The organism is Lyngbya sp. CCY1209 (genome assembly GCF_055795065.1).
Genome location: NZ_JAYFER010000617.1, coordinates 1 through 26753, shown reverse-complemented (window position 1 = coordinate 26753; position 26753 = coordinate 1). Strand labels below are relative to the sequence as shown.

The 26753-nt window shown below is 56.4% G+C and carries 23 protein-coding genes; 14 read left to right on the top strand and 9 right to left on the bottom strand.

Going from position 1 to position 26753, the window contains the following annotated elements; genetic code table 11:
• Positions 1 to 361 precede the first annotated feature (361 nt).
• The gene (locus tag AC0QHF_RS23490) at positions 362 to 1795 is read right to left on the bottom strand and encodes an aminopeptidase P family protein (protein WP_324706687.1); all 1434 of its coding nucleotides are present in this window, start codon (positions 1793 to 1795) and stop codon (positions 362 to 364) included.
• 345 nt (positions 1796 to 2140) lie between these two features.
• Between AC0QHF_RS23490 and AC0QHF_RS23485 the strand changes: the two genes are divergently transcribed.
• Positions 2141 to 2575, top strand: a complete 435-nt coding sequence (locus tag AC0QHF_RS23485; protein WP_324706686.1) for a DUF4332 domain-containing protein — start codon at positions 2141 to 2143, stop codon at positions 2573 to 2575.
• Positions 2576 to 2652: 77 nt separating this feature from the next.
• Here AC0QHF_RS23485 and AC0QHF_RS23480 read toward each other — a convergent pair whose 3' ends face one another.
• Positions 2653 to 3267, bottom strand: coding sequence for a TetR/AcrR family transcriptional regulator (locus AC0QHF_RS23480; protein ID WP_324706685.1), 615 nt, complete (start codon positions 3265 to 3267; stop codon positions 2653 to 2655).
• 276 nt (positions 3268 to 3543) lie between these two features.
• On the opposite strand from AC0QHF_RS23480, the gene AC0QHF_RS23475 reads away from it, so the two are divergent.
• Positions 3544 to 5136 (top strand): M16 family metallopeptidase, encoded by a 1593-nt coding sequence (locus tag AC0QHF_RS23475; protein ID WP_324706684.1) that lies wholly within the window; start codon positions 3544 to 3546, stop codon positions 5134 to 5136.
• Positions 5137 to 5314: 178 nt separating this feature from the next.
• On the top strand, positions 5315 to 6796 hold the full coding sequence (locus tag AC0QHF_RS23470; RefSeq protein ID WP_324706683.1) for a M16 family metallopeptidase: 1482 nt from the start codon (positions 5315 to 5317) through the stop codon (positions 6794 to 6796).
• A gap of 79 nt (positions 6797 to 6875) precedes the next feature.
• Here AC0QHF_RS23470 and hrcA read toward each other — a convergent pair whose 3' ends face one another.
• The 3 genes from hrcA to rfbB all read right to left on the bottom strand — a co-directional run bounded on the left by hrcA (position 6876) and on the right by rfbB (position 10041).
• Positions 6876 to 7973 (bottom strand): heat-inducible transcriptional repressor HrcA, encoded by a 1098-nt coding sequence (gene hrcA, locus AC0QHF_RS23465; RefSeq protein ID WP_473113739.1) that lies wholly within the window; start codon positions 7971 to 7973, stop codon positions 6876 to 6878.
• 443 nt (positions 7974 to 8416) lie between these two features.
• Entirely contained in the window at positions 8417 to 8752 is a 336-nt protein-coding gene (gene petJ / locus AC0QHF_RS23460) for a cytochrome c6 PetJ (RefSeq protein WP_324706682.1), read from the bottom strand.
• 185 nt (positions 8753 to 8937) lie between these two features.
• Positions 8938 to 10041: a dTDP-glucose 4,6-dehydratase gene (gene rfbB, locus AC0QHF_RS23455; RefSeq protein WP_324706681.1), complete on the bottom strand. Its 1104-nt coding sequence runs from the start codon at positions 10039 to 10041 to the stop codon at positions 8938 to 8940.
• 217 nt (positions 10042 to 10258) lie between these two features.
• Between rfbB and AC0QHF_RS23450 the strand changes: the two genes are divergently transcribed.
• The 6 genes from AC0QHF_RS23450 (at position 10259) to AC0QHF_RS23425 (ending at position 16800) form a co-directional block, all read left to right on the top strand.
• Positions 10259 to 11992, top strand: a complete 1734-nt coding sequence (locus AC0QHF_RS23450; RefSeq protein WP_324706680.1) for a CapA family protein — start codon at positions 10259 to 10261, stop codon at positions 11990 to 11992.
• Between the two features lie 111 nt (positions 11993 to 12103).
• Complete coding sequence (locus AC0QHF_RS23445) at positions 12104 to 12532, top strand: hypothetical protein (RefSeq protein WP_324706679.1); 429 nt, start codon at positions 12104 to 12106, stop codon at positions 12530 to 12532.
• A gap of 111 nt (positions 12533 to 12643) precedes the next feature.
• Positions 12644 to 12838, top strand: coding sequence for a hypothetical protein (locus tag AC0QHF_RS23440; RefSeq protein ID WP_324706678.1), 195 nt, complete (start codon positions 12644 to 12646; stop codon positions 12836 to 12838).
• A 6-nt stretch (positions 12839 to 12844) separates the two neighbouring features.
• Positions 12845 to 13606 carry an HAD-IA family hydrolase gene (locus AC0QHF_RS23435; protein ID WP_324706677.1) on the top strand — a complete coding sequence of 254 codons (762 nt, stop codon included), beginning with the start codon at positions 12845 to 12847 and terminating at the stop codon, positions 13604 to 13606.
• A gap of 250 nt (positions 13607 to 13856) precedes the next feature.
• Entirely contained in the window at positions 13857 to 15452 is a 1596-nt protein-coding gene (locus AC0QHF_RS23430) for a methyl-accepting chemotaxis protein (RefSeq protein WP_324706676.1), read from the top strand.
• Positions 15453 to 15459: 7 nt separating this feature from the next.
• Positions 15460 to 16800, top strand: a complete 1341-nt coding sequence (locus tag AC0QHF_RS23425; protein ID WP_324706675.1) for an ABC transporter substrate-binding protein — start codon at positions 15460 to 15462, stop codon at positions 16798 to 16800.
• A gap of 130 nt (positions 16801 to 16930) precedes the next feature.
• On the opposite strand, the gene AC0QHF_RS23420 is transcribed toward AC0QHF_RS23425, so the two are convergent.
• The 4 genes from AC0QHF_RS23420 to AC0QHF_RS23405 form a co-directional block, all read right to left on the bottom strand.
• Complete coding sequence (locus AC0QHF_RS23420) at positions 16931 to 18991, bottom strand: DICT sensory domain-containing protein (protein WP_324706674.1); 2061 nt, start codon at positions 18989 to 18991, stop codon at positions 16931 to 16933.
• 203 nt (positions 18992 to 19194) lie between these two features.
• Entirely contained in the window at positions 19195 to 20934 is a 1740-nt protein-coding gene (locus AC0QHF_RS23415; RefSeq protein WP_324706673.1) for a DUF4912 domain-containing protein, read from the bottom strand.
• Positions 20935 to 21144: 210 nt separating this feature from the next.
• Positions 21145 to 21456 (bottom strand): DUF2973 domain-containing protein, encoded by a 312-nt coding sequence (locus AC0QHF_RS23410; RefSeq protein ID WP_324706672.1) that lies wholly within the window; start codon positions 21454 to 21456, stop codon positions 21145 to 21147.
• 295 nt (positions 21457 to 21751) lie between these two features.
• The gene (locus AC0QHF_RS23405) at positions 21752 to 22093 is read right to left on the bottom strand and encodes a DUF2605 domain-containing protein (RefSeq protein ID WP_324706670.1); all 342 of its coding nucleotides are present in this window, start codon (positions 22091 to 22093) and stop codon (positions 21752 to 21754) included.
• A gap of 280 nt (positions 22094 to 22373) precedes the next feature.
• Here AC0QHF_RS23405 and thrS point away from each other — a divergent pair, with 280 nt between their 5' ends.
• From thrS to lpdA, 5 genes are all read left to right on the top strand, one after another.
• Complete coding sequence (thrS, locus tag AC0QHF_RS23400; protein ID WP_324706669.1) at positions 22374 to 24188, top strand: threonine--tRNA ligase; 1815 nt, start codon at positions 22374 to 22376, stop codon at positions 24186 to 24188.
• Positions 24189 to 24255: 67 nt separating this feature from the next.
• Complete coding sequence (locus AC0QHF_RS23395; protein WP_324706668.1) at positions 24256 to 24459, top strand: hypothetical protein; 204 nt, start codon at positions 24256 to 24258, stop codon at positions 24457 to 24459.
• A gap of 36 nt (positions 24460 to 24495) precedes the next feature.
• Positions 24496 to 24684 carry a hypothetical protein gene (locus AC0QHF_RS23390; protein ID WP_324706667.1) on the top strand — a complete coding sequence of 63 codons (189 nt, stop codon included), beginning with the start codon at positions 24496 to 24498 and terminating at the stop codon, positions 24682 to 24684.
• Positions 24669 to 24971: a type II toxin-antitoxin system RelE/ParE family toxin gene (locus tag AC0QHF_RS23385; RefSeq protein ID WP_324706666.1), complete on the top strand. Its 303-nt coding sequence runs from the start codon at positions 24669 to 24671 to the stop codon at positions 24969 to 24971. Before AC0QHF_RS23390 ends, AC0QHF_RS23385 begins: the two co-directional genes overlap by 16 nt.
• 218 nt (positions 24972 to 25189) lie before the next feature.
• Complete coding sequence (gene lpdA / locus AC0QHF_RS23380) at positions 25190 to 26620, top strand: dihydrolipoyl dehydrogenase (RefSeq protein ID WP_324706665.1); 1431 nt, start codon at positions 25190 to 25192, stop codon at positions 26618 to 26620.
• Positions 26621 to 26753 lie beyond the last annotated feature (133 nt).

Below are 26753 nucleotides of genomic sequence, written 5' to 3'. Positions count from 1 at the left end.
CAGTTAAGGCGATAGCTGGTCAGCTACCTGAAGGGGAGGGCACGAAGCCCCCGTGCTTCAGCCGGGGGTGCTGACTCAACCGTATATTTGCCATTTAGGAACCCTGTCTATTATATATGCCGTATCTGCATCCGTCACTTCACGCAAAAAACCGGGAAGCCAGGGTATAAAATGTTACCGATACTTCCCAGCGCGCGATCGCGCTTTTTCCCAGTTGAACGCCCCTGCCCCGATCCCCGGATTCCCTACCCCATCGACGAAAATGGGTTGACCTTTCGCCGTTCGACGACTGATAAAAATCCCCACCCGTTTCACGGCGGGGAGGACGTCAAAAGGACTCAAAAATCGAATGTAAAGATATTTAACGTTTCCCCGCCGTCGAGGTTGGGGGGGCGGTGGGTTCAGCCGGAACATTTCCCCGCACCATTTCTTCGATCGCCCCCGCAGGATTCGGCAGGGCTGCCGTCAACACCTCCGCCCCCGTTTCCGTCACCAAAACATCATCCTCGATGCGAATTCCCCGCACGTCCGCAAACCGTTCCAACCGCTCCCAACTCACCGCATCCCGATAAATTTCCCGATTTTTGCGATCATTCAAAATCGCCGGAACCTGATAGAAACCCGGCTCGATCGTCACGGCCATCCCGGGCTGCAGCGGGCGATCTAAGCGCAGAAAACCCAAACCGAAGCGATCGCTCCGTTTCCGCCCCGGTGCGTACCCCGCCCGGTCGCCCAAATCCTCCATGTCGTGGACATCCAACCCCAACAGGTGGCCGACGCCGTGGGGGAAAAACAGGGCGTGGGCGTCCCGTTCCACCAAATCCGACGGGCGACCCCGCAAAATTCCCAGATCCACCAATCCTTCCGCCAAAACCGCCGCCGCCAATAGGTGAATCTCCCGATATTCCACCCCGGGCCGCACCTTTTCGATGCAGCGATCGTGGGCCGCCAAAACCAAATCGTAAATCTCCCGCTGGGTGGGGGAAAACGTCCCGGACACCGGCCAAGTGCGGGTCACGTCTCCGGCCCATCCCCCCGGCGTTTCGGCCCCCACGTCCGCCAGCAGCAGGTCTCCCGGTTGCAAGGGATGGTGATATTGTTCGTTGTGCAGGACTTCCCCGTGGACGGTGACGATGCTGTTGTAGGAACAGGTCATGTTGTGGGCGAGGATAGCCCCTTCCATCGCGCCCCGCACCTGACTTTCCCGGGCGGCGGTTCGGGTCGCCGCCATCCCCGCTTTGTGGGCTTCCACCGTCACCGCAGTCGCCTCCCGGAGTGCCGCGATCGCCCCCTCATCGTGGCTCAGACGCTCCGAAGCGATCGCCCCGACCAGTTCCCCATCCCAGCCCTCCGCGTCCGCCGGAGGGGCAACGGAGCGCCCCAGAATGCGTTCTTGTTCGGCGAGAGTTCCCAGATCCTGCACCCGCACCGTCGCCACGGACGCACCGTCCGCCCTCAACTCCGATTTCGGAAAGGCGGCGTCGGCCCCGATCGCGGCGGCAATGTCCTCCCGAGACGGCATTTCCCCGTGCCAGAGGGCGCTCCCCGGCAGTTCGTCGTCCAAAAATAGGGTCATCCGCCCCCCGTCCAATTGGATCACCGCATCAGCCAGGTTGAGTCCGGCGAAGTAGAGAAAATGGCTGCTGGCGCGGAAGGGGTAGGTGTTGGCGGGAAAATTCCGCGATCGCGCCCCGCCGGACCACAGCAGGACGGGAAAATCGATGAGTTGGGCGAGTTTTTGCCGGCGGCGGCGCAGGGTGTCGGCGAGGCGATCGGAAGGGTCGGGGAGTTGCATGGATAATGGATAATGGATAATTGACAATTGATAATTGACAATTGACGATTGGTAATTGTCAATTCTTCCCTACACCCTACACCCTACACCCTACACCCCACCGAGCACACCCCACACCCCGATACTGGGTCTGACCTCCATTGCAGGTGTAGACCTATACCCAAACTGCTGGGAACATCTTGCTACAATTAGGAACCCGCATCGCCACCCCTATGAATTCTATCTGAAGTGCGGTTTCGCGATCGTGGGAGTGATGCCGGACGCCAACGGACCCGGAAAACCCGATATCTTCATGGCGAAGTCCGTTCGGAACTCAGTCATCAACCGTCCTTCTTGAGTGAATTTATGGCACGAATCCGACCGACGAATACCAATTCCATTCAAGCCTGCGACTGGCCGATCGCCCAACTCCCGGGGATCGGCGACGAAAACCTGCAACTTCTCCGGGGGTGCGGCATCGAAACCACCCAGCAACTCCTCCAAAAAGGCCAAACCCACGCCCAAAAGATGATGTTGGCCAATCGGCTGCAAATCAACCTCCGCGACGTCAGCAAGTGGGTGGCGATGGCAGATTTGGCCCGCGTTCCCAGCGTCGGCTGCCAACACTGCGGACTGCTGTTGCACAGCGGCATCGGCTCGGTGACGCAACTGGCCCAAATGCCCGTCCACCGCCTCCACCAGCAAATCTTGCGCCTCCACGTCGCCACCCTGCACCGCCGCGATCTCTGCCCCTCCGTCGATCGCGTCCAAATCTGGATACAGCAGGCTCGGTGTTTGTAGGAGGCAGGGGGGCGGAGGGGCACAGGAGAATCTAAAATCTAAAATTCCCTACACCCCACACCCCACACCCCACACCCCTACTCCCTGGCTACGACGCCATTGAGGAAAATATCCGTCAGCCCTTCGGCCATTTCCTGCAAGTCGGCGGGGGAGGCGCCGGGTTCGATGATCGTGCGGTAGCTGAAGCCGGCGACGGCGAACATTCCCAAAAAGACTTGGGCAACGACCCGGGGGTTCATCCGGCGGTAGACGCCCCGATCCATCGCGGTTTCAAAGAAGGCCTCGGCCACGTCGCTCATTTTGGCGATAATTTCCGACTGGATGCGATCGCTCAATTCCGGGTGAAATTGGGCTTCGAGGAAGCAAACCCGCAGCAAGTCGGTGTTGCTGTGCAGGCTGACAATCCGCCGCCGCATCACCTGGGCGATCGCGTTGTAGTTCCCCATTTCACTGAGTTCGGTGAGCAAGTCCGTCAAAATCTCGACCCATCCTTCGGTCACGACGGCAATTAAGATGGCTTTTTTGGTGGGAAAGTAGCGAAAGACCGTCCCCTCGGCGACTCCCACCTCGGCGGCCAGATCGCGGATCGTCGTCCCGTCATATCCCCGCCGTGCGAAGAGTTTCGTGGCGGCCTGTCGGATGCGAGCGGATATTTCGGTTTCCACCTCTGGGGACTGGTTGAGCGTTGCCATAATTTTATTGAGTGAGGTTTGTGCGGTAAACAAGAAACTGAAGAGGGTTACGCATTGGACGGCTGGCACACCCCCTCACGTCCGTGCTTTATGTTGTTTTAGGGTATCATTTCCGGTCGGACAGTTGACGGGAATGAAAAAACTCTTCATGTCTTCTTCCGGAAGATTGATGAAAACATTAAGATTAATTAAGATTGAATGAGACGACTTGTCGTCCCAGCCAATTTCTGTGCAAATTTCACCCAGTTTCGGAGCCATCTGAACACATCTAAATTTATGAATCTACCTTGGTTCGCCACCTCACCCCGTCCCCAACCCCAATCTCGCCATCCCTGGCCGCGGAGAGTTTTGGCCGTCTTCCTGGCGATCGCGATCGGGACTTTTCTCTGGGGAGAGCCCGTCCGGGCCGATGAAACCCCCGTCCCCTCCACTTCCATCCAACCCTATCTCGATCGCGTCCGCGACGGCGTGACGGAATTTCGCCTCGACAACGGCATGAAATTCATCGTGTTGGAGCGGCAACAGGCCCCGGTGGTGTCATTTCTGATCTACGCGGATGTCGGGGGGGCCGACGAACCCGCCGGACAGACGGGAGTCGCCCACTATTTGGAACATTTAGCCTTCAAAGGTTCCAAGCGCATCGGCACAACGGACTACGAGGCCGAAAAACCCCTCCTCGACAAACTCGACCGCCTCTTCGACGACCTCCAAACCGCCCAAGCGCGGAGGGACTCGGAAAAAGTCGCCGCCCTGACGGCCGAATTTGAACGAGTCCAACTCGAAGCGTCGAAATACGTCAAACAAAACGAATTCGGCCGCATCGTCGAACAGGCCGGGGGCGTGGGCATGAACGCGGCGACCTCCGCCGACGCCACAATGTACTTCTACAGCCTCCCGGCCAACAAGCTGGAACTGTGGATGTCCCTGGAGTCGGAGCGCTTCTTGGAACCCGTCTTCCGAGAATTTTACAAAGAAAAACAGGTGATCCTGGAAGAACGGCGGCTGCGGACGGACAACTCCCCCGTCGGCCAGATGATCGAAGCCTTCGCCGACACCGCCTTCAAGGTGCACCCCTACAAGCGCCCGGTGATCGGCTATACCGAAGATATACAAAACTTGACGCGGCAGAACGTCCGGGATTTCTTTGAAACCTACTACGTCCCCAACAATTTGACCGCCGCCGTGGTGGGCGACGTCGATCCGAACCGCGTCCGGGAGCTGGCCCAAACCTACTTCGGCCGCTATCCCGCCGCACCCAAACCGCCGGAATTGGACGCGGTGGAACCGCCCCAGAAAGAAATCCGGGAAGTCACCAAATCTTTGCCCTCCCAACCCTGGTATCTGGAAGGGTATCACCGCCCCGCCATCGACCACCCCGATCATGTCGTGTACGACGCGATCGCCGGCATCCTCAGCAACGGCCGCACCTCCCGCCTCTACCGCTCCCTGGTGGAACAACAGCAGCTCGCCCTGGCCGCCCAGGGGATCAGCACCTATCCCGGGGACAAGTACGCCAATTTGATGCTATTTTACGCCCTGACCGCACCGGGCCACACGGTGGATGAAGTCGCCGGGGCCTTGAGAACAGAAATCGATCGCCTCAAAACCGAACCCGTCTCCGCCGAAGAGTTGGAGCGGGTCAAAACCCAAGCTCGCGCCAACCTGTTGCGATCGCTCGATTCCAGCATGGGCATGGCCTTCGCCCTCCTGGACTACGAAGTGAAAACCGGAACCTGGACGAATTTGTTCAAAACCCTCGAAGCGATCGAGGCCATCACCCCCGCCGACATCCAGCGGGTGGCTCGGAACACCTTCCGCCCGGAAAACCGCACCGTCGGCCGTCTCCTCTCCCGAGACGAGACCAATTAAAAAGTCAAAAGTATGACCGTTGGAGAAGAGAGAAGAGAGAAAAGAGAAAAGAGAAAAGAGACAGTTCCTCACTCCCGACTCCTCACTTCTAAAAAGTGACGGCTTTTGACCTGATTTTTGAGTGGACAAGACTTTCTTTTCCTGGTTTGCTTCCCCTCTGTGAAAACGACAATTAACTATGCAATTCAAGATCGGCGTGAGATTTAAGAAGTCAAAATTATTCCTCGCCTCCCTGGCGATGGTGACAATGCTGCTGACGGTGGTCTGGCACCTGCCCGCCACCGCCGGGACTCCCAAACACTACACGGAACTGGAATTTCCTCCCCTGCCGGAACTGCAACTGCCGGAGTACACCCGCTACCGACTCGACAACGGCATCACGGTTTTTCTGATGGAAGACCACGAACTGCCCCTGGTGAGCGGGACGGCCCTGTTTCGGACGGGTAGCCGCTTTGAACCGGCGGACAAGGTGGGATTGGCTGGCTTAACGGGAGAAGTGATGCGGACCGGTGGCACCCTCGACCACCCCCCCGAAGTGTTGAATCAAATTCTCGAACGCAAGGCGGCGGCGGTGGAAACCGGCATTGGGGAAACGATGGGTTCGGCCGGGTTCAACACCCTGAGCGAAGACCTCGATGCCGTGTTCGGCTTATTTGCCGAGGTGCTCCGGGAACCGGCCTTCGACCCGCGGCAGTTGGAACTGGCGAAAACCCAGGAGCGGGGCGGGATCGCCCGCCGCAACGACGACCCGGAAGCGATCGCGGGCCGGGAATTTCACAAGCTGATCTACGGCGACGAGAGCCCCTACGCCCGAACCGTGGAATATGAAACCCTCGATCGCATTTCCCGGGAGGATTTGGTCGCGTTTCACCGCCAGTATTTCCACCCCGGAAACATGATTTTGGGCGTGGTGGGGGATTTTGACTCCGAACGGATGCAAGTGCTCATCGCCGAGCAGTTCGGCGACTGGGAACCCTCACCCCAGGCCAAAATTCCCCCCCTGCCGGCCGTTTCCCAGGCCCAAGCGGGCGGCGTTTTCTTGATCGACCAACCCCAACTCACCCAGAGTTACGTCCAGATGGGGCATTTGGGCGGCACAGCCGACGATCCCGACTATCCCGAACTGACGGTCCTCAACGGGGTTTTGAACGGGTTCGGCGGCCGGCTGTTCAACGAAGTGCGATCGCGCCAGGGGTTGGCCTATTCCGTTTACGGGGTCTGGAGTCCCCGTTACGACTATCCCGGCTTATTTATTTCCGGGGGACAGACCCGCTCCGACGCCACGGTTCCCTTAATTCGGGCGATCGAATCGGAAATTGAGCGCATCCGCACCGAACCGATTTCGCCGGAAGAACTCGCCTACGCCAAGGAGTCCACTTTGAATTCCTTCGTGTTCAATTTTGCCGCCCCCGGCCAGACCCTTTCCCGGCTGATGCGGTACGAATATTACGGCTATCCGGAAGACTTCATTTTCGAGTACCGGCGCAATGTGGAAGCGACGACCGTCGCCGACGTGCAGCGGGTCGCCCAAAAGTATCTCCAACCCGAAAATCTGGTCACCCTCGTGGTGGGAAATCAGCGCGACATCCAACCGCCGCTCAATGCCCTCGACGACAATTTGCAAGTCCGGTCCATCGACATCAGCATCCCCAAAAGCTGAAGGGAATGATTGATTGAAAATGATGCGATCGCTCCTGAAATGGGGGGCGATCGCATTCATTTTTCATTTTTCATTTTCCCTAATTCTGACTGAGGGCTTCGGATAGATAATTGGCCGTCGCCTCCACCAGGGCGATCGCATTTTCGTAGACCATGCGGGTCGGCCCCAAAATGCCGACGCTGCCGATGGGGAGGGAATTCTGGCAGTAGGGCGCCGAGATCAACGTGCAACTGCGGATCGGTTCGAGGGGATTTTCGGACCCGATGCGGATGTTCACCTGTTGTTGGGATTCGGGGGCCGCGAAAATCAGGGGCCAGAGTTGCTCCTGTTCGTCTTCGAGGAGGTGCAGGATCGTCTGCACCTGGTCCAGTTGGGAAAATTCCGGCAGCCGCAGCACGTCCGAGACGCCGCTGACCTGAATGCGGGTATACTCGGGGGTTTGGTGGCGATCGCGCAAACTTTCGAGCAACTGCTTGATAAAGTTGCCGTAGGACTGAAACTCCCGGTCCACCTCCGTCCAGTCGAGGGCACAGAGTTCCCCGAGGGACCGCCCCTTCAATTCGTGGTTGAGAAAATTGGAGAGCAGTTGCAACTCCTGTTCGACCAAATTTCCGTCCTCCCCGCCGCCCGAACTTCCCGGGGGCATCCCCTCCACCGTCGGGGCAATTTCCATCAAAATCGACTGGGTTTGATAGGTGTGGGTGACGATGATGACCATGATTTTCCCCGCCCCCACCGGCACCAGTTGCAAGTGTTGGAGGCGTTCGGTTTGGGTTTGGGGCATGGTGATCAGGGAAATGTAGCCGCTGAGGGTGGATAGAATTTGGGCTGCACCTCGCAGCACAGCCTCCAAACTCCAACGCTCAAAATTCAGTTGTTCTCGCAAAAGTCGGGCCACCTCCTTGGCGAGGGTGTCGGAGGGGGTGATCAGGCGATCGACGTAAATCCGATACCCCGAATCCGAGGGCACCCGCCCGGCGGAGGTGTAGGGCTGGTAGAGCAGTCCGGCTTTTTCCAGTGCCCCCATATTGTTGCGGATCGTCGCCGGACTCACCTTGAGATTGTACTCTTCCATCAAGGATTTGGAGCCGACCGGTTCCGCCGTCGCGATATAGTGTCGGACGGTTGCCCAGAGGATGTGTTGTTGTCGCTCGGTTAGTTTCGCTTGCACGAACATTGCACTGGAATTTAATTCGGGTTGGCGGCCAGATTCGGGCACAAAACACTCGGATTCGCGAGTTCGAGGATCGAGTTCATCTTCATATCACCATAGCAGATGCCCGAAATTGTAACCGCATCTCCGTGGGGGGCAGGGGGGGCTCCAGGGGCTCCAGGGGCTCCAGGGGCTCCAGGGACTCCAGGGGCTCCAGGAGGCTCCAGGAGGCGGAGGTTGAATTGGGGGTGGGCAGGCACGGAGGCACTGCCCCTACAATCTAAAATTCCCCACACCCCACCGAGCACACCCCACACCCCACACCCCCTCGCTTCAGTGCTACAAATACCAAGGGGGCGAAACCTTCGAGCCAAAAATCGGGATTTCTCAATCCGACTTTCTAGCCTGAACGCTTCACCCCCAAAACGGACTCATTGCGAGATCCTGGGTTATTCTAGCCCGGGAACTTACCAACCTTTGTCAGCTTTATCGAGAATGTAGGCAGCAACATTTTTGAGATCGTCCGGTTTCAGCCGTCCTCTAAATGCGGGCATCGCTGCCTTGCCGTTGGTGGCTTGGGTGACGATCGCCTCTTCTGATAACATACCGTACTTTTCCAAGTCGGCTTTGCTCAGGGTTTTGGCGGGGTTGACCACGTTCTTTCCACCCATGTGGCAGGCGGCGCAGTTGGCGGCAAAGACCTGGGCTCCCTTCGCCACATCTCCATCAGCCCAAGCCGGACTCTGGATGGCGAAGGTGAACAGGGCGACGCCCAGTAAAATCACTGACAGTAGTTTTTTCAAAACGGTTCTCCTCTTCTTGAAAGTCAATCGAGCCGCACATCGATCGCGGTCTGACGGTCGTGGAGTGCGATCGCTCCACACAACCCGTGCACTCAGGTTCTGAGAGTTCTGCGATCGTGCGTTTCTCTATTGTTCCAGGTTTGGGTGATTTTGGGCAAGTTTTTGGCCCTGGAAATAGCCGGGGCCTAGGCGTAGACCTGCCGGTAGTAGGCTTGGTATTCTTCGGATAACAGGGGTTCCCACCAGGTTTTGTGGGTCAGATACCAGCCCAAAGTCTGCCGCAGCCCTTCTTCGACGGTGACGAGGGGGGCCCATCCCAACTGGGTTTTAATTTTGGTGGAGTCGATCGCGTAGCGGCGATCGTGGCCCGGGCGATCTTTGACGAAGGTGATCAGTTCCCTCGACGGCTTGACGGGCAGGTGCTGGGAGGCCAGCTCGTCCATAATCCGGCAGATCATCTGCACCAGGTCGATATTTTTGACTTCGTTGTTGCCACCGATGTTGTAGGTTTCCCCGGGAATGCCCCGGTGGATCACCGTGTCCAGGGCGCGGCAGTGGTCGAGGACGTAGAGCCAATCCCGCACGTTCTGCCCGTCCCCGTAGACGGGGAGGGGTTTGCCCAACAGGATGTTGATGGACATCAGGGGGATGAGTTTTTCCGGGTAGTGGTAGGGTCCGTAATTGTTGGAGCAGTTGGTGAGCAGGGTGGGCAGGCTGTAGGTGTGGTGGTAGGCCCGCACCAGGTGGTCACTGCCGGCTTTGGAGGCGGAGTAGGGGCTATTGGGGGCGTAGGGGGTGGTTTCGCTGAAGGCGGGGTCGTCGGGGCCGAGACTGCCGAACACTTCGTCGGTGGAGACGTGCACGAAGCGGTAGTCATCGGGTTTTTGCTGGTGTTCCCAATACTGTTTGAAGGCTTCCAACAGGGTGAAGGTTCCCACGACGTTGGTTTGAATGAAGGCGTCCGGGCCGATGATGGAGCGATCGACGTGGGACTCGGCGGCGAAGTGGGCGACGGTATCGATCGCCTCTTCTTGGAGTAATTGATCGATCAAAGTGCGATCGCAGATGTTCCCCTGAACGAAGCGAAATTGTTCCTGACCTTCCAACGCAGCCAGATTTTGCCGGTTTCCGGCGTAGGTGAGGGCATCCAAAACCACGATGCGATCGCTCGGATGGGCGTGACACCAGTGATGGACGAAGTTGGACCCGATGAACCCGGCGCCACCCGTGACGAGTAGTCGCCGGGGCGTCGCATCTTCGCTGCTGTCGTAACTGTATTGGACGGCCAAAGTCTTTTCCTCCCAAGTCTCTGAATGATTCTAAACAGCCCCAAGGACTCGCGCCAACCCCTGACTGAAATTCCAAAAAGTCGCACGACTTTCCCCATTGTATCTTTATCGAATTCACTTTCCCTCCCCGATCGCCCCGGCCGAGTGTCCCCGCCGCGGACAACTCGACGTATCATAGGAGTTTAATTCTTATGAATTGGTGTGAGGAGTTCCGCGCGTGAGTCAGCAACAGATCCTTGAGTCCGCCCAGGCGGGAGATGCGAATGCGATCGCCCTCTTGCTCAATCAGGCGCTCAAAGCCAGACAAGTTCGGGCCGATCTCCGGGTCGAAAATCATCATCTCTACATTACTCTAGAATCCGAAACCGTTCCAGACCGGGCTGCCTCGATGCGCCTCATTCACAAGGGGATGAGGCGCCTACAGCCGCAGTCGATCTCGGAAGTCACCGTCATGGGACGGCCCGACACCCAGGAGTCCGTCGCCTGGATTCAGACCCTGGTCTTGCAGTCCCCGCCCCCCGCCACGATTCCGGCGGAAGTCCCCACCGCCCAACCCCCAAAAACAGCCCCAAAACCGACTCGAAAACGCAAATCTAAAAAAACTGCCAAAAAAACCGCTTCGACCCCTTCACGCCCCCTCCAGCCCCCTCAAACGGCATCGAAACGGCCTGCGCCCCACCCCAAACCGAGGTGCAAACCCCTGGCCGTCGTGGGGGCGATCGGTATTGCGGTTCTGCCCATCTCCAGTTTTGCGATCGGTGCCGGGTGGGATCGCGTCTCCGCTTCCCTGGCGGCCCTCCCCCCCACCCTCTCGACGGCTTTTTCTCAACTCCCCGAACTGCCCGATTTCTCCTTTTCCCAATCCGCCCAAATGAATCCCTTCGCGGCGGAAGAGGTTCCCACCCGAGACACCGTCGAAACCCTGACCCGCCTCTCCGAATTGACCCTTTCTTCTTTGGAAAATCCCGTCGATCCGGACACGCGGATCTCGATCAAGGCGGTGGGAGATATCATCCCCGGCACCAATTACCCCTCCAATAAATTACACCCCCAAAAACAGGTTTTATTCCAGTCGGTGAAACCGGCACTTCAGGGGGCTGATATCGTCTTCGGAAATTTTGAAAGTACCCTCACCAACTACCCCAACAGCGCCAAAAGTGTCGGCCGGGGTTTGGTCTTCGCCTTCCGCACCCCCCCGGAATACACTGCGCTGTTGAAAGAGGCCGGATTTGACGTTCTCAGCGTCGCCAACAACCACTCCTTCGACTTCTTTGAAACCGGCTTTGAAGATACGATCGCCAATATCGAAAAAGCCGGCATGAAAGCGGTGGGCAAAAAGGATCAGATCGTCTACCACGAAGTCAAGGGAGTCCAGACGGCTTTTGTCGGCTTCAGCTATTTCGACGTCCACAACAACATGAACGACCTGGAAGCCTCGCAAGCCCTGATCGCGGCCGCGGCGGAAAATGCCGATATCGTCGTCGTCTCCGTCCACGCCGGCGCGGAGGGGACGGCGGCTTTAAATATTGACAATAAAACGGAATATTTCTACGGGGAAAATCGGGGCAACAAGGTGTTATTTGCGCGATCGATGATCGACGCGGGGGCCGATTTGGTACTCGGACACGGCCCCCACGTTCCCCGGGCTTTGGAGTTGTACGACGGCAAACTCATCGCCTATTCTCTGGGGAATTTTATGGGATACCGCACCCTCTCCACCCGGGCACAGTTGGGCTATTCTCTGGTGCTGGAAGCCCAACTCGACCCCGTGGGCAATTTTGTGGAGGGGAAAATCATTCCGGTACACCTCAACAACCAAGGTATTCCCTACCTGGATCATTCGTTTCGCAGCGTCGGCTTGATTCGCAATTTGACGAAAAATAATTTCCCCGAAACCGACCTGGAAATCGACGGAGAAGGCAAGATTTTGATTTCCGAACCCGAGTCCTGAAGGGGACGGGAGTGGGGAGTCGGGAGTGGGGAGTCGGGAACTGTTCCAATTTGAATTCGGGTGTTATACTAAAAAACAATCTGTGGATTGTTCCCCTATCAATTGTTACTCATGTCCTCTTCTGAAACGTTAGTTGTCCAGCCCATTTATATCGCCATCATTGCTTCCACGCTGTTTGCCATTATTTTCGGCTTGATTTTCAAAGATATGTTGGAATATCAGGTCGCCGTTTGGAAGGAAGATTTAAACCAAACGAAAATCACTTACAAAACCCCCAATCTCACCGTCGCCTATCTCGCCATGTCGCTGTGCGTTTGGGTGTCGGTTTCGACGAGTCTGGCGGTCTTTTTTGAAGTCAACTGGTTTTCGGCGATCGCGGGTGCCGCCGTCGTCATTCCCACCGCTTTATTGATTTGGTTCCAGTTGGGTTCGATGTTCAGCCTCTGGGAAAATAAGGGGGATGAGGCGATCGATCTGGACCGGTTTTTTGCGGGCGATCGCGAACGGATCGAAGCCGCGAAATCGGGTCAAAAAGATTGAGTCAACAACCCCACCCCGGCCCTCCCCTTGGCGAGGGGAGGGGACAGAATGGGGGCGATCGCCGTGATGATAAAATAAAAAAAGAAATTTCGATTGTACGGGTCAAAACCGATGGGACGACAGGCTAAACTGAAACGCCAGCGCCGGCAGCAACGGCAGAATCCCCCGGCGGATTCTTCAACTTCCCGAGATCAAGATGCCGATCCGACTCACTTTGTCGAACGACTCGAAAAGGAAGGCTACCGGATCAAATCCGGCCCTCGCTGTCCCGAGATTCCAGAAGACGATGAAAAACCCCAACTTTAGCGATCGATGGACGAGTTAAAAGCGATTATTTTCGACGTGGACGGCACCCTCGCCGAGACGGAACGGGACGGCCACCGGGTGGCGTTCAACCGGGCCTTTTCTGATGTCGGTCTGGACTGGAATTGGTCGAATTCTTTGTACGGCGAATTGTTGGCGGTTTCGGGGGGAAAAGAACGCCTCCGCTATTATTTAGAACGCGATCGCCCGGATTTCGACCCCCCCGGTTCCTTGGACGATTGGATCGTCGCGGTTCACAAACGGAAAAACCACTATTATCAGGAACTTTTGGCCGCCGGCGCGATTCCCCCCCGTCCGGGGGTGAAGCGGTTGATCCAAGAGGCCCGCGATCGCGGCATCCGCCTGGCGATCGCCACCACCAGCGCCCTCCCCAACGCGATGGCCGTTTTGGAACAAATCCTCGATCCGAGTTGGTTTGAAGTCGTCGCCGCCGGAGATGTCGTCCCCGAGAAAAAACCCGCCCCGGATATTTACCATTACGCCCTCGAACAGTTGCAACTGACGGCCCGGGATTGCGTGGCGATCGAAGACTCCTGTCAAGGTTTGGCGGCGGCCCGGGCGGCGGGGTTGAAACCGATCATCACCGTCAACGACTACACCCGAAACCAGGATTTTGCGGGGGCTTTACTGGTCTTAAATCACCTGGGAGAACCCGATCGCCCCTTCGAGGTGAGATGGGGTGCCGCGGACGGCGCGACCTATCTCGATGTGGATTTGTTACGTCGCCTTCACCGGGCATCCGTCGGATGAGATAATAGATAACAATTAATTGAACTGGCAATCCCGTCGCTCCGGTTGACTCATTAACGATTCGACCTGTCAGATCTACCCATCGACCCCAATCTCTATTTGTTCCTGAATTTCCACTGTTTGCTCGGAGGGGTCGCCGCCGCGATCGCTGTTCAAAAAGGCCGTCGTCTCGGAGTTGGGTTGATTTTGGGGCTCATCGGAGGAACTGCGACCCTTGTCGCATCGCTGTGGCTCAAGCGGACGAAACTCGGTGGAAATTGAATTCGCAGGCGATCGCCTCGCCGACATGAAATTGAGTCCGCCGCGATCGGGATACCGGGCGGAAGGTGCATCTCAAACCCGCTCCCCGACAACTCGATCGGTACGTTCATGGGGTAATCAAACGATGCTGAAACACTTGCGAACCCTTTTTTCTTGGAAAGGAGGAAGCCTGCGACAACGAATTCTCCGAGGTTATTTTATCCCCTTAATTTTGTTTTTGATCGTAGCGTTTCTGGTCTATTTTATGGGAGTGCAACCCGTCCGATACCAGATCCAAAATGTTGATCGCATTTACGGCGAAATCGAACAGGTCGATAACCTGGCATTCAGCATCGTTGCCATGCAGCGGGCCGCCCGGGAATACATCCTGGGGCGAAATCTGATCGCCCTGAATGAATATGAAGAATGGGACACGCTATTTTATGAGAAATCCGAGGAGTTGCGGGGTCTCATTCAACAGGCGGATCAGCGAGAAAGTTTGGAGCGGATCATCACCCTCGGCGATCGCGTGAACGAGTTCGACCGCCGCCTGATTTCCTATGTAGAATTGGGGAAACTGGAAAAAGTCTTCGAGGTGTTGGGGCGGTCGGAAGGTCAGGCGATCGCCCGGCAGTTGGAAGAATTGGTGAACGATTTTGATCGGATCAAACGGGTGCAGCTAACGGAGCAGCAGAATCGGCAAATTCGACTGTTGGGATGGCTGACAATTTTGGTGTTCGGAAGTACAGCGATCTGCGGTTTGGCGGTGCTGACCCTCGGTTTCGGAATTGCCAATACCATCGATCGCGAAACCGCCCAAATTGCCGCTTTTTCCTCAGAAATTGCGACGGCTTTGGAGGAACAAGAACGCAACCTTTCTTTGCAGGCGAGTTCCATCAATCAAACCACCACGACCGTTGACGAGTTAAATGCGACGGTACGGAACTCCACGGAACAGGCGAAAGCGGCCGCGGCGGAAGCTCGCCGGGCGCTGTCTCTGGCGGAAAAGGGGAGCGAAGCGGTTCAGCAGACATTGGACCGCATGGAATTGTTGCGCCAAAAAGTCGAGGCGATCGCAGATCGCAGCCTGCAATTGAGCGAAAAATCCCTGCAAATCAACCGCATGGCCCACATGGTCAGCACCCTGGCTTACCAGACCAATTTACTGGCTTTAAATGCCTCCGTGGAGGCGGTGCGGGCGGGGGAACAGGGGCGGGGATTCGGGGTGGTGGCGGTGGAAATTCGCAAGCTGGCCGACCGCAGCAAGCAGTCCGCCGCCGACATCAATACCCTCGTCGTCGATATCCAAGACGCCATTCAAACCACCGTCAGCGCCACGGAAGAAGGCAAAGAAACGGTGGTCGAAAGTGTCGGCAGCGCCGAAAATATGTCGGCTGCATTTGCCGGAGTGTCGGAAGCCTTTCACCAAGTTTATATCAACAATCAAACCATTTCTCAAACAGCCGATCAACAATTATTCGCCCTGAAACAGGTGGGCGAATCGATGAACGACCTCAACCAGGCGGCCCGCCAAAACTCCGAAAGTATCGCCGTCCTGAGAGTCAATACCCAAAGGCTCAACGAGTCTTTATTGAAGTTACGGTGAGTCAACCATGAACCGACCGAACGGATCGATCCTTCCGATTTCAAAGACCAGCAAAATCTGTCCGAATTGCGGGCGATCGCATCTCTCTAATTCCGGAAATATCAATTTATCGACCGATTTATCCGCCGCGGTGCGATCGGCTTCCGGCCGGGTTAAACGCCGTCAATTTTTGACCGGTGCCGCCGCTTCTACTGCGGTAATTTTGAGCAATTGCAGCCGGTCGCCCGACCCGGAGTCCGGGGAAAATTTGTCCCCAAAAAGGTTAGAAAAAACCCGTTTAAAAATTGCCTTTTTGCCGATCACCTGCGCCACGCCGATTTTAATGTCTCAATCTTTGGGACTGTATAAAAAATATGGTTTGGATGTGGAATTGGTGCGGATGAATAGCTGGAACCAAGTGCAAGAAAGTGCGATCGCGGGCAATTTGGATGCCTATCATATGCTGTCCCCGATGCCGATCGCCATCAGTTTAGGCTTGCAAAGCCGCCCCTTTCCGATCAAACTGGCTTGCATCGAAAACATTAACGGAAACGCCATTACCGTGGCGAACAAACACCGAGACAAGGTAAAAGGCCCCGAAGATTTCAAAGGATTTCGCATCGCCATTCCCTTTATTTATTCGATGCACAATTTGCTGCTGCGGTACTATCTCGCCGCCGGAAAAGTCCACCCCGATCGCGACGTGGAATTGGTCATTCTTCCCCCCCCCGACATGGTGAATAAATTGGGGACGGGCGAAATCGATGCCATGATCGTCGCCGAACCCTTCAACCAGTTGGCGGTCGCCCGGGGGGTGGGATTCATTCATTTATTAACCCGAGAACTTTGGCCGGGCCATCCCTGCTGTTCCTTCACCGCCTCCCAGGATTGGATCGATCGCAACCCCAACACCTTTCGCGCCCTCAACCAAGCCATTATCGAAGGGTCGAGTTATGCCAGACTCGCTCAAAATCGGGGGGAGGTGGCGCGGCGACTTTCGGCGTCCGAATATCTCAATGTCCGAGATGATATCCTCCGAGATGTCATGACCGGACAATTTGTCGATGGTACGGGTCAAACTCGCGACGTTCCCGACCGCATCGATTTCGACCCCTACCCCTGGAAAAGTTTTTCCTACTGGATGACCTCCCAATTTGAACGGTGGGGATATCTCCCCCTCGGACAAACCGACCACGAGGCGATCGCCGACGACATTTTTCTGACCGGACTCGCCCGCCAAATGGCGAAACAGTTAGGACGGCAACCCCCGACGATCACCCTCCGATACGAAAACTTAAAATTCGACCGATTCGACCCCAGCGAACCGGAAAATTATGCCCCACAACAGATCAAAAAATACGGGTTTTAATATCAAATCCGGTTTGTATAGCAGTGCGCGCTTGTGTGTTAACTTGCTCGAGGCAGCCGCGAAAACTCCCAAACCTCGATTTTCATGGGGTTTGAGTTCTCAAGGGTTCCCTAATACCGACTCCCTTTTTCTAACCCGAAATCACCCGCGATCGCCTCTTGGACTCGACGGGGGCGACATCAGTTTCGGCCAGGGGAATCGTAAAGTGGAACTGGGAACCCCGATCCTTTCCGGCGGAGTCCGCCCAAATTTTGCCGCCCCACCCGGTCACGATTTGTTTGCCGATCGCCAATCCCAAACCCGTGCCCCCCACCGTGCGACGCAGGGACCCCTCTTCCTGATAAAAGCGATCGAACACGGCCTCCAGGCGGTTGGGTTCGATGCCCCGCCCCGTGTCCGCCACCGTCACCTCCAACATCCGATCGCCGTTTTGTTGGGCGCGGATCGTCACCCGGCCCTCGGAACTCGTGAACTTGCAGGCGTTGTCCAACAGTTTGGTCAGCAATTCCACCAACCATTCCCCGTCCGCCCGCACCAGGGGCAAATCGGCGCTCATTTCCCTCTCGATGGTGGGGAGGCTCTCGGCGTGGCGGGTGCGGATGCCGCTGATCGCCAGATCGATACATTCTTCGAGCTGCAGGGATTCCGGATTCCAGTCCACGCGGCCGCTTTCGAGGTGTGAGAGGGTCAAAAAGTCCTGCACCAACTTCCGCAGGCGTTCCGCATCCCCCTGGGCCGTCTCCAACATCACCTGTCGCATCTCCACCGGCATATCCGGTTCCTGGCTGAGGGACTCCAGGCAAACTTGGATCGTTGAGAGCGGCGTGCGGAGTTCGTGGCCCGTGATCGCGATCAGGTTGCTGCGGGTGCGTTCGAGGGCTTCGAGTTGTTGGTTAAGATCTTCGAGGTTCGCGTAGGTTTCCGCCTGGATGAGGGCGGCGGCCAGTTGGGTGGCGATCGCGTCCACCAGGGACAGCTCGTCCTCCTGCCAGATCCGGTCGCTCGACGCGCACTGATGCAATTCCACCATTCCCAACAATTGACCTTGGTACAAAATGGGAACCATCAACCATCCGCCGATTTCCCATAGACGAGTCAGGTTTTCGAGGGTTTTCCGACCCTCCGCCGAGAGGTCGTCCACGTCTGCGACTTCCCGCATATAGATATGTTGCTGTTGCCGCAACACTTTCTGAAATAATGGGTTGTCCTGAAGCGGCCAGGTTTCCCCCCGCAACGATCGGGCCGGGGAGACTTCCGGGGTCTCCGAACAGGGTTCCAGGTACTCGTGTTGGACGACGACCGTTCGATCCGTGGATTTGCAGCGGTAAATCAAGCACCGCTGCGCTTTCATGGCTTCCCCCAATTGCCGGGTGGCGATCTGGAGTACCTCGTGGGGGTCGAGGGACTGGCGGATGGCGGCGGTGATGGAATTGACGAGCCGCTCTTTCCACTCTTGAATCGCCAGGGAACGGTAAACTCGCAGCAATTTGTGCTGGCCCGCCTGCAGGTATGTCACCAGGCGGTGGGCGAAGGGATCGTTGACGGATGAACAGTCCGCCGGAACGGATTGGGTTTGAGTTCGGGGAGATTTGCGGGTGGTTTTTCGTTTCTTTTCGATCGCTTGGGGTATGCTGTAGCTTTGGTACGCTTCCCGGATTTTGGTTTCGAGTTCCGGCCTGTAGTGCTCGATCCGTTCCAGGAGCAACCGGGCGACCTGGCCGCAAATGAGGCGATCGGAAGTCCAGATTCCCTCGAAGGGGCGGGCCTGATCCATCGGCACTTGGCTTGACATCTCGGAATTTTCGGCCAAATCCTGCCGTTCGATGCAAACCAAACAGGTCGAATATTGTCGCCCCAAAACCACCAAATTCCACTCTTGGCTCAACGGGTCTTTGCCGTCAAACGCGACGGTTTCGTAGTCCATCGAGGCGTTCTTGAACTCGGTTTCCGGCGTGGCCATCACGTAAACCTGGGGGGTCAACCCCGCAATCCGCCGGTAACGGTGAGCTTCCTGGCGGTAAAAGCGTTCCCGTTGGAAGGTGGCGATCACCAGGGGAAAATCCGACCCGGCCAGCACTTGATCTTCCATCGCATGAGAAAGCGCTGTCAAGGAAGATTTGAAGTAAATCTGGGGTCGGAGGTGGGGCAGTGCCTGCACCAATTCTCTTAGAACTGAGATAGAAATACTCATCTGATGGTTTCTTGTTCCCTCTGTGAGCCTCAGACAAACAGCGCCTTTCAGGGGGTCTGACCTTTTGGTGGGGCCGCGGGTCGATCAACCTGAATTTGAGTCTTGATAGATGTTGGGGTCGGCTGAACTGGCGTTACTTATAGCAGTTTATCAGTTCCGCCCGACAATGCGTCCGGTCGATATCGGCCGCGACTGCCTTCAATTCAAATGGTTTTGCCCCGCAGATCTTCTTCCCAGGGGATGGTGTAGAAGCGATCGCCGTAATGGTCGCAGGGGTAAATCGGGGGGATGTGGACCGATTCGGACCGCGATAGAACCAGCCAGTAACCGCTTTCGGTGATGTAGCCGATTTCTACGATGTAGTCGCGATCGCTCATCGGGATCGGGATGTGCCATTCCCGCGCCAGTTCGTCGCACTCGTACTGTTTCATACTGTGGGGACGCTGTTGATCCATGTCGATCCAGGTGACATCGTACACCCGCAGAGCCAGTTGTTTGCCCCCCTTTTTCCGCAGGGGTTCCCGATGTTCGTTGCCGATATCCCAGTAGGCGTAGGCCCAATTGGGATCGCGGGGCATGAACACGATACAGTTGCGATTGTAGCCCTCGGGCAGTTCCGGCAGTCCGCGATCAACATCGATGCCGAGGGTTTCCCCATCGTCTTCCTGGCCGACGTTGAATTTTTTGGATTCGACATCTAATTGGCCGCGATCGTCCCCCGCACCGACAACCCACGCCTGACCCCCCGTGAGGGTCGTTTGCTTCGATATTTCCGCCAGTTCCGGCTCTATTTCTTCCGAAACCGTCTCAGAAGCACCGATCGCATCCTCCGGCTCTATTTCTTCCGAAACCGTCTCAGAAGTGGCGATCGCATCCTCCGGCTGCAATTTTTTCGGGGGTTCCGGTTCAGGTTTTGGCTTTTCCATATCCGTTTCTGCCGTGACGGGGAAAGATTCTAATTTTTGGGTTTCCGGTTCGGGTTCTGGCTTTTGCATATCTGTTTGTGCAATATCTGGAGAAGGTTCCGTCGTCGTTGACGTGACATTCGCACCGGTGATCGATGAATTTTTGGCGATCGCAATTTCCGGCCGGTCGATCTTTTCCACTTCCGACATCGGCGGGAGCTCGGCGGATACTCGTTCTTTTTCTGCTATCTCTGAAACAGTCAGTGTTTCTGGATCTTGAATAGAGGTATCGTCCGAATCTTGAATAAAAGTATCATCCGAATCTTGGATATCAGTAATATCAGTTTTTTCCGATTCCGAAGTTTCGATCGCCGCCTGATGGGTTTCCGGAGATGGCGATGGCGGGATCTTCTCGGCGGGGGGGTTGGCGGATCGGACTCGAAGCGGTTCCGGTTCAGGTTCGCAGACCCAATTTTCCGGTTCCTCAACTTGGGAAGATTCCGGCAAATCCTGTTTTTCAGCCATTGTCGATTTGGGGGTGCCATCGTCGCGCTGCACCCACCAGAGGAGAACCCCCAGCAAGGCAGCGGCGGGCAATATCGTCAGCAGCCACACCGGAATTGGGGGGGGCATCACCCCGGAATCGGACGGAGTGGATTCGATGGATTTTCCCTGAAACGTTTCGAGGCGGGAATCGGCAACGGAAAACCCGGTGGCGAAGCCTTCGGGAACCGATGCGGTGGGTGCGATCGCATCAACCGACAGCCTGCGGTTCTGCGGGGATTGCAAATTCCAATTCGGCCACAGCACGGAAGTCGGAACGGAGGCATCCCCCCCTTCGCCCCCCCTGACAACGAGTTTCCCGTTTCCCGAGCGTCCGGACTCTTTCATCGAAGCCGTCGCGGTTCTCCCACGGGTGGGGTGCGATTCGGGGTTCGAGTTAGAAGCCCATCGAGACGTCGCCAACGACTTGGGGGCAACGGCAAGGGCAAACAACAACGCCAGGGTGGCAATTGACGTTTTTCTTTTGTGTAACATAAGTGACAGACCGACGATCCCTAGATTCGGGTGAGCATCACAAACAGATCCTCGTCAAATTTTATCGCAACCCCGGCTCGGACCCCATTTTGATCCGAATTTGAGGGCGATCGCGCCACCCGTCTCCAAACGCCGATGGGCTGAGTATCCAACCGTTTCGGATACCCAACCCACTTAGAAAATATTGAAAATCCGGCGATCGTCGCCGTGTTAATTGTCGTCCCGGGCTTCTTCGGCGGAACCGGGGGAAGACTGGTAAAGATTGTCCAACTGAGTCCGAGCATCTTGGACGGATAAGGATCGCATCACCATCAGTGGCTCTTTGACCACATTTCCCGACTCGTCGAGCAATTCGGGGTGGATGTCGCGGGCATTTCTCGCGGCCGTCCGGCCGAACCCGCCCCCCTGGTGCGAATTGTACCGCTGAGATTCCATGCCGACGGTCAAGAGGCTGCGAATTAAATTGCGGACTGCCAGGAATGCGAGGATTGTAAAAGCCAAAATATAAATCAGATGTAACATAAGTTTCTCCTTGATGCTCACTCAGTCGGTTGAAACAAGATTTTGTTAAAAACAGATCGATGCGGGTCAGTCGCTCTACCCCGATATTTTTTCTGGATTGGGAGTCCGGGGAAAGAAATCAATTGTCAATTGTCAATTGTCAATTGTCAATTGTCAAGGCCCGCACCCCAATTCATACCACAACTCTAACGTGAATTAAGGAATCGAAAGATACCGTTGACGGCAGCTCTGCGGCCGGGACTGCGGGGCAACCTGCCATAGAGAAGGACGGGCTTCCTCCTCCTCCAATGGGCGATCAGTTCGGATTTCCGTTTTCGATGCGGGGGGAGGATTCCAGGCGAAAGCGGGTGGCGATCTGCCAGCATTCGGTCAGGAGTTGGTGCCAGGGCATCAGCACCTTCATTTCAATGCCGACCTGCCCCCCCGTGGCGTGAAACAGCGTTTTAGCCGTGTTGACTTCTTGCTGGGCCTGTTTGATGCGTTCGAGGACATCCGACTGTTGCTGGTCGTTCAAAAAGGGGATGTTCTCAGTTTCGAGGAGCTGCCGCGATCGCTCGAACCAATATTGGAAGTCTTCGAGCATCGGCTGCAGGATCGCCCTGAGCAACTCCGGCTCCGGCAAGTTGGGATTCAGCATGGGTAGAGATTGACCTTGACTAACCTCATTGACTTATCTTAACACTCTTTACAATTTGTAACATTTTTCTTAAGAAAACTTTCAGGATGGGGTGTGGGGTAGAGTTCGGGGGGATGGAAAATGGCGATCGGGGAATCCTCCCAGATTTAGTTAAAATATAGGCTGACAAGGGAATGGGGAAGGCAGCACAACTGCGCGACTCGGCCCGAGGGCTTCGAGTCCCGGCTCACTCGAAATCCCCCCCAGCCAGCACACGACACCCAACCACAATCGAGGATCGATGGCTATCGAAGACTCCAAAATGGCTCCAGAGCAGCCCGAAAAAATCCATTTGCCGAAAACCAGCGAATCCGAACAGCTCAAGCGAATTCGCCACACCACCTCCCACGTCATGGCGATGGCGGTGCAGAAATTATTTCCCAAGGCCCAGGTGACGATCGGACCGTGGATTGAAAACGGCTTCTACTACGATTTTGACACCCCGGAGCCGTTCACGGAGCAAGATCTCAAAGCCATCAAAAAAGAGATGGTCAAAATCCTGAAGCGGAAACTGCCCCTTGAGCGGGAAGAGGTGAGCCGGGAAGAAGCGAAACGCCGCATCGAAGCCCTCGGGGAACCCTACAAGCTGGAAATTCTCGCCGACCTTAAAGAGCCGATCACCCTGTACCATTTGGGGGACGAGTGGTGGGATCTGTGCGCCGGCCCCCACGTCGAGAGTACCGCAGAAATCAACCCGAAGGCGATCGACCTGGAAACCGTGGCGGGTGCCTACTGGCGGGGAGACGAAAATAAAGCCCAGCTACAGCGCATCTACGGCACGGCTTGGGAAACCCCCGAACAACTGCAAGAGTACAAGCGGCGCAAGGAAGAGGCCCTGCGGCGGGATCACCGCCGTCTGGGGAAAGAGTTGGGATTATTTATCTTTTCCGACGAAGTGGGGCCGGGACTGCCCCTGTGGACGCCCAAGGGCGCGGTGCTGCGGACGACGTTGGAAGACTTTTTGAAGCGGGAACAGGTGCGGCGGGGCTATCAACCCGTGGTGACTCCCCACGTCGGGCGGGTGGAGCTGTTCAAGACCTCCGGCCACTGGCAAAAATATCGGGAAGATCTGTTTCCGATGATGGGAGAGTCGGAGGATGAGGGGTTCGTGCTCAAGGCCATGAACTGCCCGTTCCACATCCAGATTTACAAATCCAGTTTGCGTTCTTATCGCGAATTGCCGGTGCGTCTGGCGGAGTTCGGCACGGTGTACCGCTACGAACAGTCCGGGGAATTGGGGGGGTTGACCCGGGTGCGGGGCTTCACCCAGGACGACGCCCACCTGTTCGTCACCCCGGAACAGTTGGACGACGAGTTTTTGAAGGTGGTGGACCTCATCCAGTCGGTTCTGAAGAAGCTGAAATTGGATCAGTCCTTCAAGGCGCGGCTGAGTTTCCGCGACCCGGACTCGGATAAATATATCGGCTCCGAGGAGGCTTGGCAGAAGGCGGAAACGGCGATCCGGCGGGCGGTGGAAACCCTGGGAATGAATTATTTCGAGGGCATCGGAGAGGCGGCGTTTTACGGCCCGAAGTTGGATTTTATCGTCCAGGATGCGTTGGAACGGGAGTGGCAGTTGGGGACGGTTCAGGTGGACTACAATTTGCCGGAACGGTTTGATTTGGAATATGTCGCCGAGGATGGCAGCCGCCAGCGTCCGGTGATGATCCACCGGGCGCCCTTCGGGTCCCTGGAGCGGTTGGTGGGGATTCTCATCGAGCAGTATGCGGGGGATTTCCCGCTGTGGCTGGCGCCGGTGCAGGTGCGGTTGTTGCCGGTGAGCGACGAGTTTTTGCCCTTCGTGAGGGAGGTGGCGGAGAGGATGCGATCGCTCGACATTCGGGCCGAAGCCGATGTCAGCCACGATCGCCTCGGGAAGATGATCCGCAACGCGGAGAAGGCGAAAATTCCGGTGATGGCCGTCGTCGGCGCCAAGGAGGTGGAGTCGGAGAGCCTCAGCGTCCGCACCCGGGCCGGGGGAGAATTGGGCAGTTTGAGCATCGAGGAGACGCTGAAACGGCTGCAGGAGGCGATCGCGAACTTCGCCGACTTTTGATCGGTCAAACCGATAATGAATGCCGATCTCGGGGAAAAAATCTGATATTATCTGAGTTCGTATTGCATTGATTTGCGATCCGTGCTATGAACCGAATACCCGAGATCATTTGCACCACCGATATTTGTGGGGGGGACTGCGATCGCGGTGGTTTCGCGTCTACGGTCGTGGATGGGAACCCGTCGCGTCCTGTCCTCCGATGTTTTCTGATCGACTTTTGGTTCGCCGTCGGGCCAACGGTCAAGCCTTCGGGAGTCGCGATCGCGTATAATAAAGCCAGATCGATAAAATTAAGACCCTTTATTTTATGAATACTGTCAAACAAGAGATCGAACTTCTGTTAAAAAATTTGCCAGAAGATTGCAGTCTCGAAGATGTCCAATATCACCTTTATGTGATCGAAAAGTACCGTCAGGGTATTGCAGTTGCCGACAGCGAACGCAAGCTAACACAAGAGGAAGCGGAAGGTTTAGTAAGTAAATGGGTTATCAAGTAGTTTGGTCACCGACAGCCATTGATGATATCGATGCGATCGCGGCTTATATCGCGCGAGACTCAGTGTCCTACGCGGCGGCGGTGGTGCAGAGAATCATCGAGGCGACCCGAGATCTGAGCAAATGTCCCCTATCCGGCGGCATCGTTCAGGAGTTCGGTGATGAAACGATCCGAGAACAATTTGCTTACACCTATCGCATCATCTATCGCGTCCGAGATGAAACGGTGACAGTCGCCGCCGTCGTCCACGGCAAGCGGCTGTTGAAACTGGAGTTAAACCCCAACTAAACGAGTCAGATTTCCCCCCCCCGCACGGCCTCCCGTCGGGGGGGGAAGAGAGGGAGTCGGGAGTCGGGAGTCGGGAGTCGGGAAGGGAATTAATTATTAATTATTAATTGTTAATTTTTGATTGTTAATTGTTAATTATTTCCCGGCTGGGTGGCTTGTCTGATGCCCCCCCTCTAGTTCAAAATGATTCAGAAGATCATCGCAGCAGGAGAGATACAGTGAGTCAAGAATTTGATTATGATTTGGTGATTATCGGCGCGGGTGTGGGGGGACACGGAGCGGCGATCCACGCGGTGAGTTGCGGGTTGAAGACCGCAATTGTAGAAGCCGCCGAAATGGGTGGAACCTGCGTCAACCGGGGCTGTATTCCCTCCAAAGCCCTGCTGGCGGCTTCGGGGCGGGTGCGGGAACTGCGAGACGCGCAGCATTTGCAGTCTTTGGGAATTCAGTTGGGGGCGGTGAATTTCGATCGCCAAACCATCGCCGACCACGCCGAGAATATCGTCGCCAAACTGCGGGGCGACCTCACCAACAGCCTTAAACGGCTGAAAGTCGATACAATTCGGGGTTGGGGAAAGGTTTTAGCCCCCCAAAAAGTGGCGATCGCGACGGAAGAAGGGGAAAAAATTGTCACAGCTAAGGATATCATTTTGGCGCCGGGTTCGGTGCCCTTCGTCCCCCCCGGCATCGAGATCGACCACAAAACCGTCTTTACCAGCGACGACGCCCTGAAATTGGAGTGGCTGCCGCAGTGGATCGCCATTGTCGGCAGTGGTTACATCGGCTTGGAATTTGCCGATATTTACACGGCTTTGGGCTGCGAAATCACGATGATCGAAGCCCTGCCTAAATTGATGCCCACCTTCGACCCGGATATCGCGAAATTGGCCGAACGGGTGCTGCTAAAATCTCGACATATCGAAACCTTCGCCGGTAAATTGGCGATGAAGGTGACGCCGGGTGCTCCGGTGATTATCGAACTGGCGGACGCCAAAACCAAGGAGGTGGAACAGGTTTTGGAGGTGGATGCCTGCCTGGTGGCGACGGGCCGGATTCCTTTCAGCAAGAATTTGGGACTGGAAAATGTCGGGGTGGAAACCAATCGGGGCTATATTCCCGTCGATGGCCATCTGGGCGTTTTGTCGGGTACGGAGGCGGTGCCGCACCTGTGGGCGATCGGGGACGTGACGGGTAAAATGATGTTGGCCCACGCCGCATCCGCCCAGGGGGTGGCCGTGGTGGAAACCATTTGCGGGCGCGATCGCACCGTGGACTATCTCAGCATCCCCGCCGCCGCCTTCACCCACCCGGAAATCAGCTACGTCGGCATGACGGAGCCCGCCGCCAAGGAGTTGGGCGCCTCGGAAGGGTTCGAGGTGGCTGCGGTGAAAACCTATTTTAAGGGCAATTCCAAGGCGATCGCGGACGGACACACGGACGGCCTGGCCAAGATTATTTTCCGCAAGGATACCGGGGAAATTCTCGGGGTGCATATCTTCGGCCCCCATGCCTCCGACTTGATCCAGGAAGCCGCCAATGCGATCGCTTTCCGCCAGTCGGTGCACACCCTCGCCTTCTCCGTCCACACCCACCCGACATTATCGGAAGTTCTGGATGAGGCGTACAAACGGGCTGCTGGTACCCATTAGGGATCATTGATCATTGATACAGCAGTTTTCGATGCTATGAGGTACATTTTGATCCCCCATTATCCCCCTTCGATCCCCCCCCCGCCCCCATCCCCCCCAACCCCCCTTTGTAAGGGGGGAGATAAGGGGGGAG

What these genes read in the sequence shown, in the direction of transcription:
- AC0QHF_RS23470 (WP_324706683.1), top strand. Translation starts at nt 5,315, where the DNA reads ATGCAATTCAAGATCGGCGTGAGATTTAAGAAGTCAAAATTATTCCTC.
- AC0QHF_RS23425 (WP_324706675.1), top strand. Translation starts at nt 15,460, where the DNA reads ATGAACCGACCGAACGGATCGATCCTTCCGATTTCAAAGACCAGCAAA.
- AC0QHF_RS23445 (WP_324706679.1), top strand. Translation starts at nt 12,104, where the DNA reads ATGTCCTCTTCTGAAACGTTAGTTGTCCAGCCCATTTATATCGCCATC.
- AC0QHF_RS23440 (WP_324706678.1), top strand. Translation starts at nt 12,644, where the DNA reads ATGGGACGACAGGCTAAACTGAAACGCCAGCGCCGGCAGCAACGGCAG.
- hrcA (WP_473113739.1), bottom strand. Translation starts at nt 7,973, where the DNA reads ATGTTCGTGCAAGCGAAACTAACCGAGCGACAACAACACATCCTCTGG.
- AC0QHF_RS23435 (WP_324706677.1), top strand. Translation starts at nt 12,845, where the DNA reads ATGGACGAGTTAAAAGCGATTATTTTCGACGTGGACGGCACCCTCGCC.
- AC0QHF_RS23415 (WP_324706673.1), bottom strand. Translation starts at nt 20,934, where the DNA reads ATGTTACACAAAAGAAAAACGTCAATTGCCACCCTGGCGTTGTTGTTT.
- AC0QHF_RS23490 (WP_324706687.1), bottom strand. Translation starts at nt 1,795, where the DNA reads ATGCAACTCCCCGACCCTTCCGATCGCCTCGCCGACACCCTGCGCCGC.
- AC0QHF_RS23475 (WP_324706684.1), top strand. Translation starts at nt 3,544, where the DNA reads ATGAATCTACCTTGGTTCGCCACCTCACCCCGTCCCCAACCCCAATCT.
- AC0QHF_RS23485 (WP_324706686.1), top strand. Translation starts at nt 2,141, where the DNA reads ATGGCACGAATCCGACCGACGAATACCAATTCCATTCAAGCCTGCGAC.
- AC0QHF_RS23405 (WP_324706670.1), bottom strand. Translation starts at nt 22,093, where the DNA reads ATGCTGAATCCCAACTTGCCGGAGCCGGAGTTGCTCAGGGCGATCCTG.
- AC0QHF_RS23410 (WP_324706672.1), bottom strand. Translation starts at nt 21,456, where the DNA reads ATGTTACATCTGATTTATATTTTGGCTTTTACAATCCTCGCATTCCTG.
- thrS (WP_324706669.1), top strand. Translation starts at nt 22,374, where the DNA reads ATGGCTATCGAAGACTCCAAAATGGCTCCAGAGCAGCCCGAAAAAATC.
- AC0QHF_RS23480 (WP_324706685.1), bottom strand. Translation starts at nt 3,267, where the DNA reads ATGGCAACGCTCAACCAGTCCCCAGAGGTGGAAACCGAAATATCCGCT.
- AC0QHF_RS23420 (WP_324706674.1), bottom strand. Translation starts at nt 18,991, where the DNA reads ATGAGTATTTCTATCTCAGTTCTAAGAGAATTGGTGCAGGCACTGCCC.
- AC0QHF_RS23390 (WP_324706667.1), top strand. Translation starts at nt 24,496, where the DNA reads ATGAATACTGTCAAACAAGAGATCGAACTTCTGTTAAAAAATTTGCCA.
- AC0QHF_RS23385 (WP_324706666.1), top strand. Translation starts at nt 24,669, where the DNA reads ATGGGTTATCAAGTAGTTTGGTCACCGACAGCCATTGATGATATCGAT.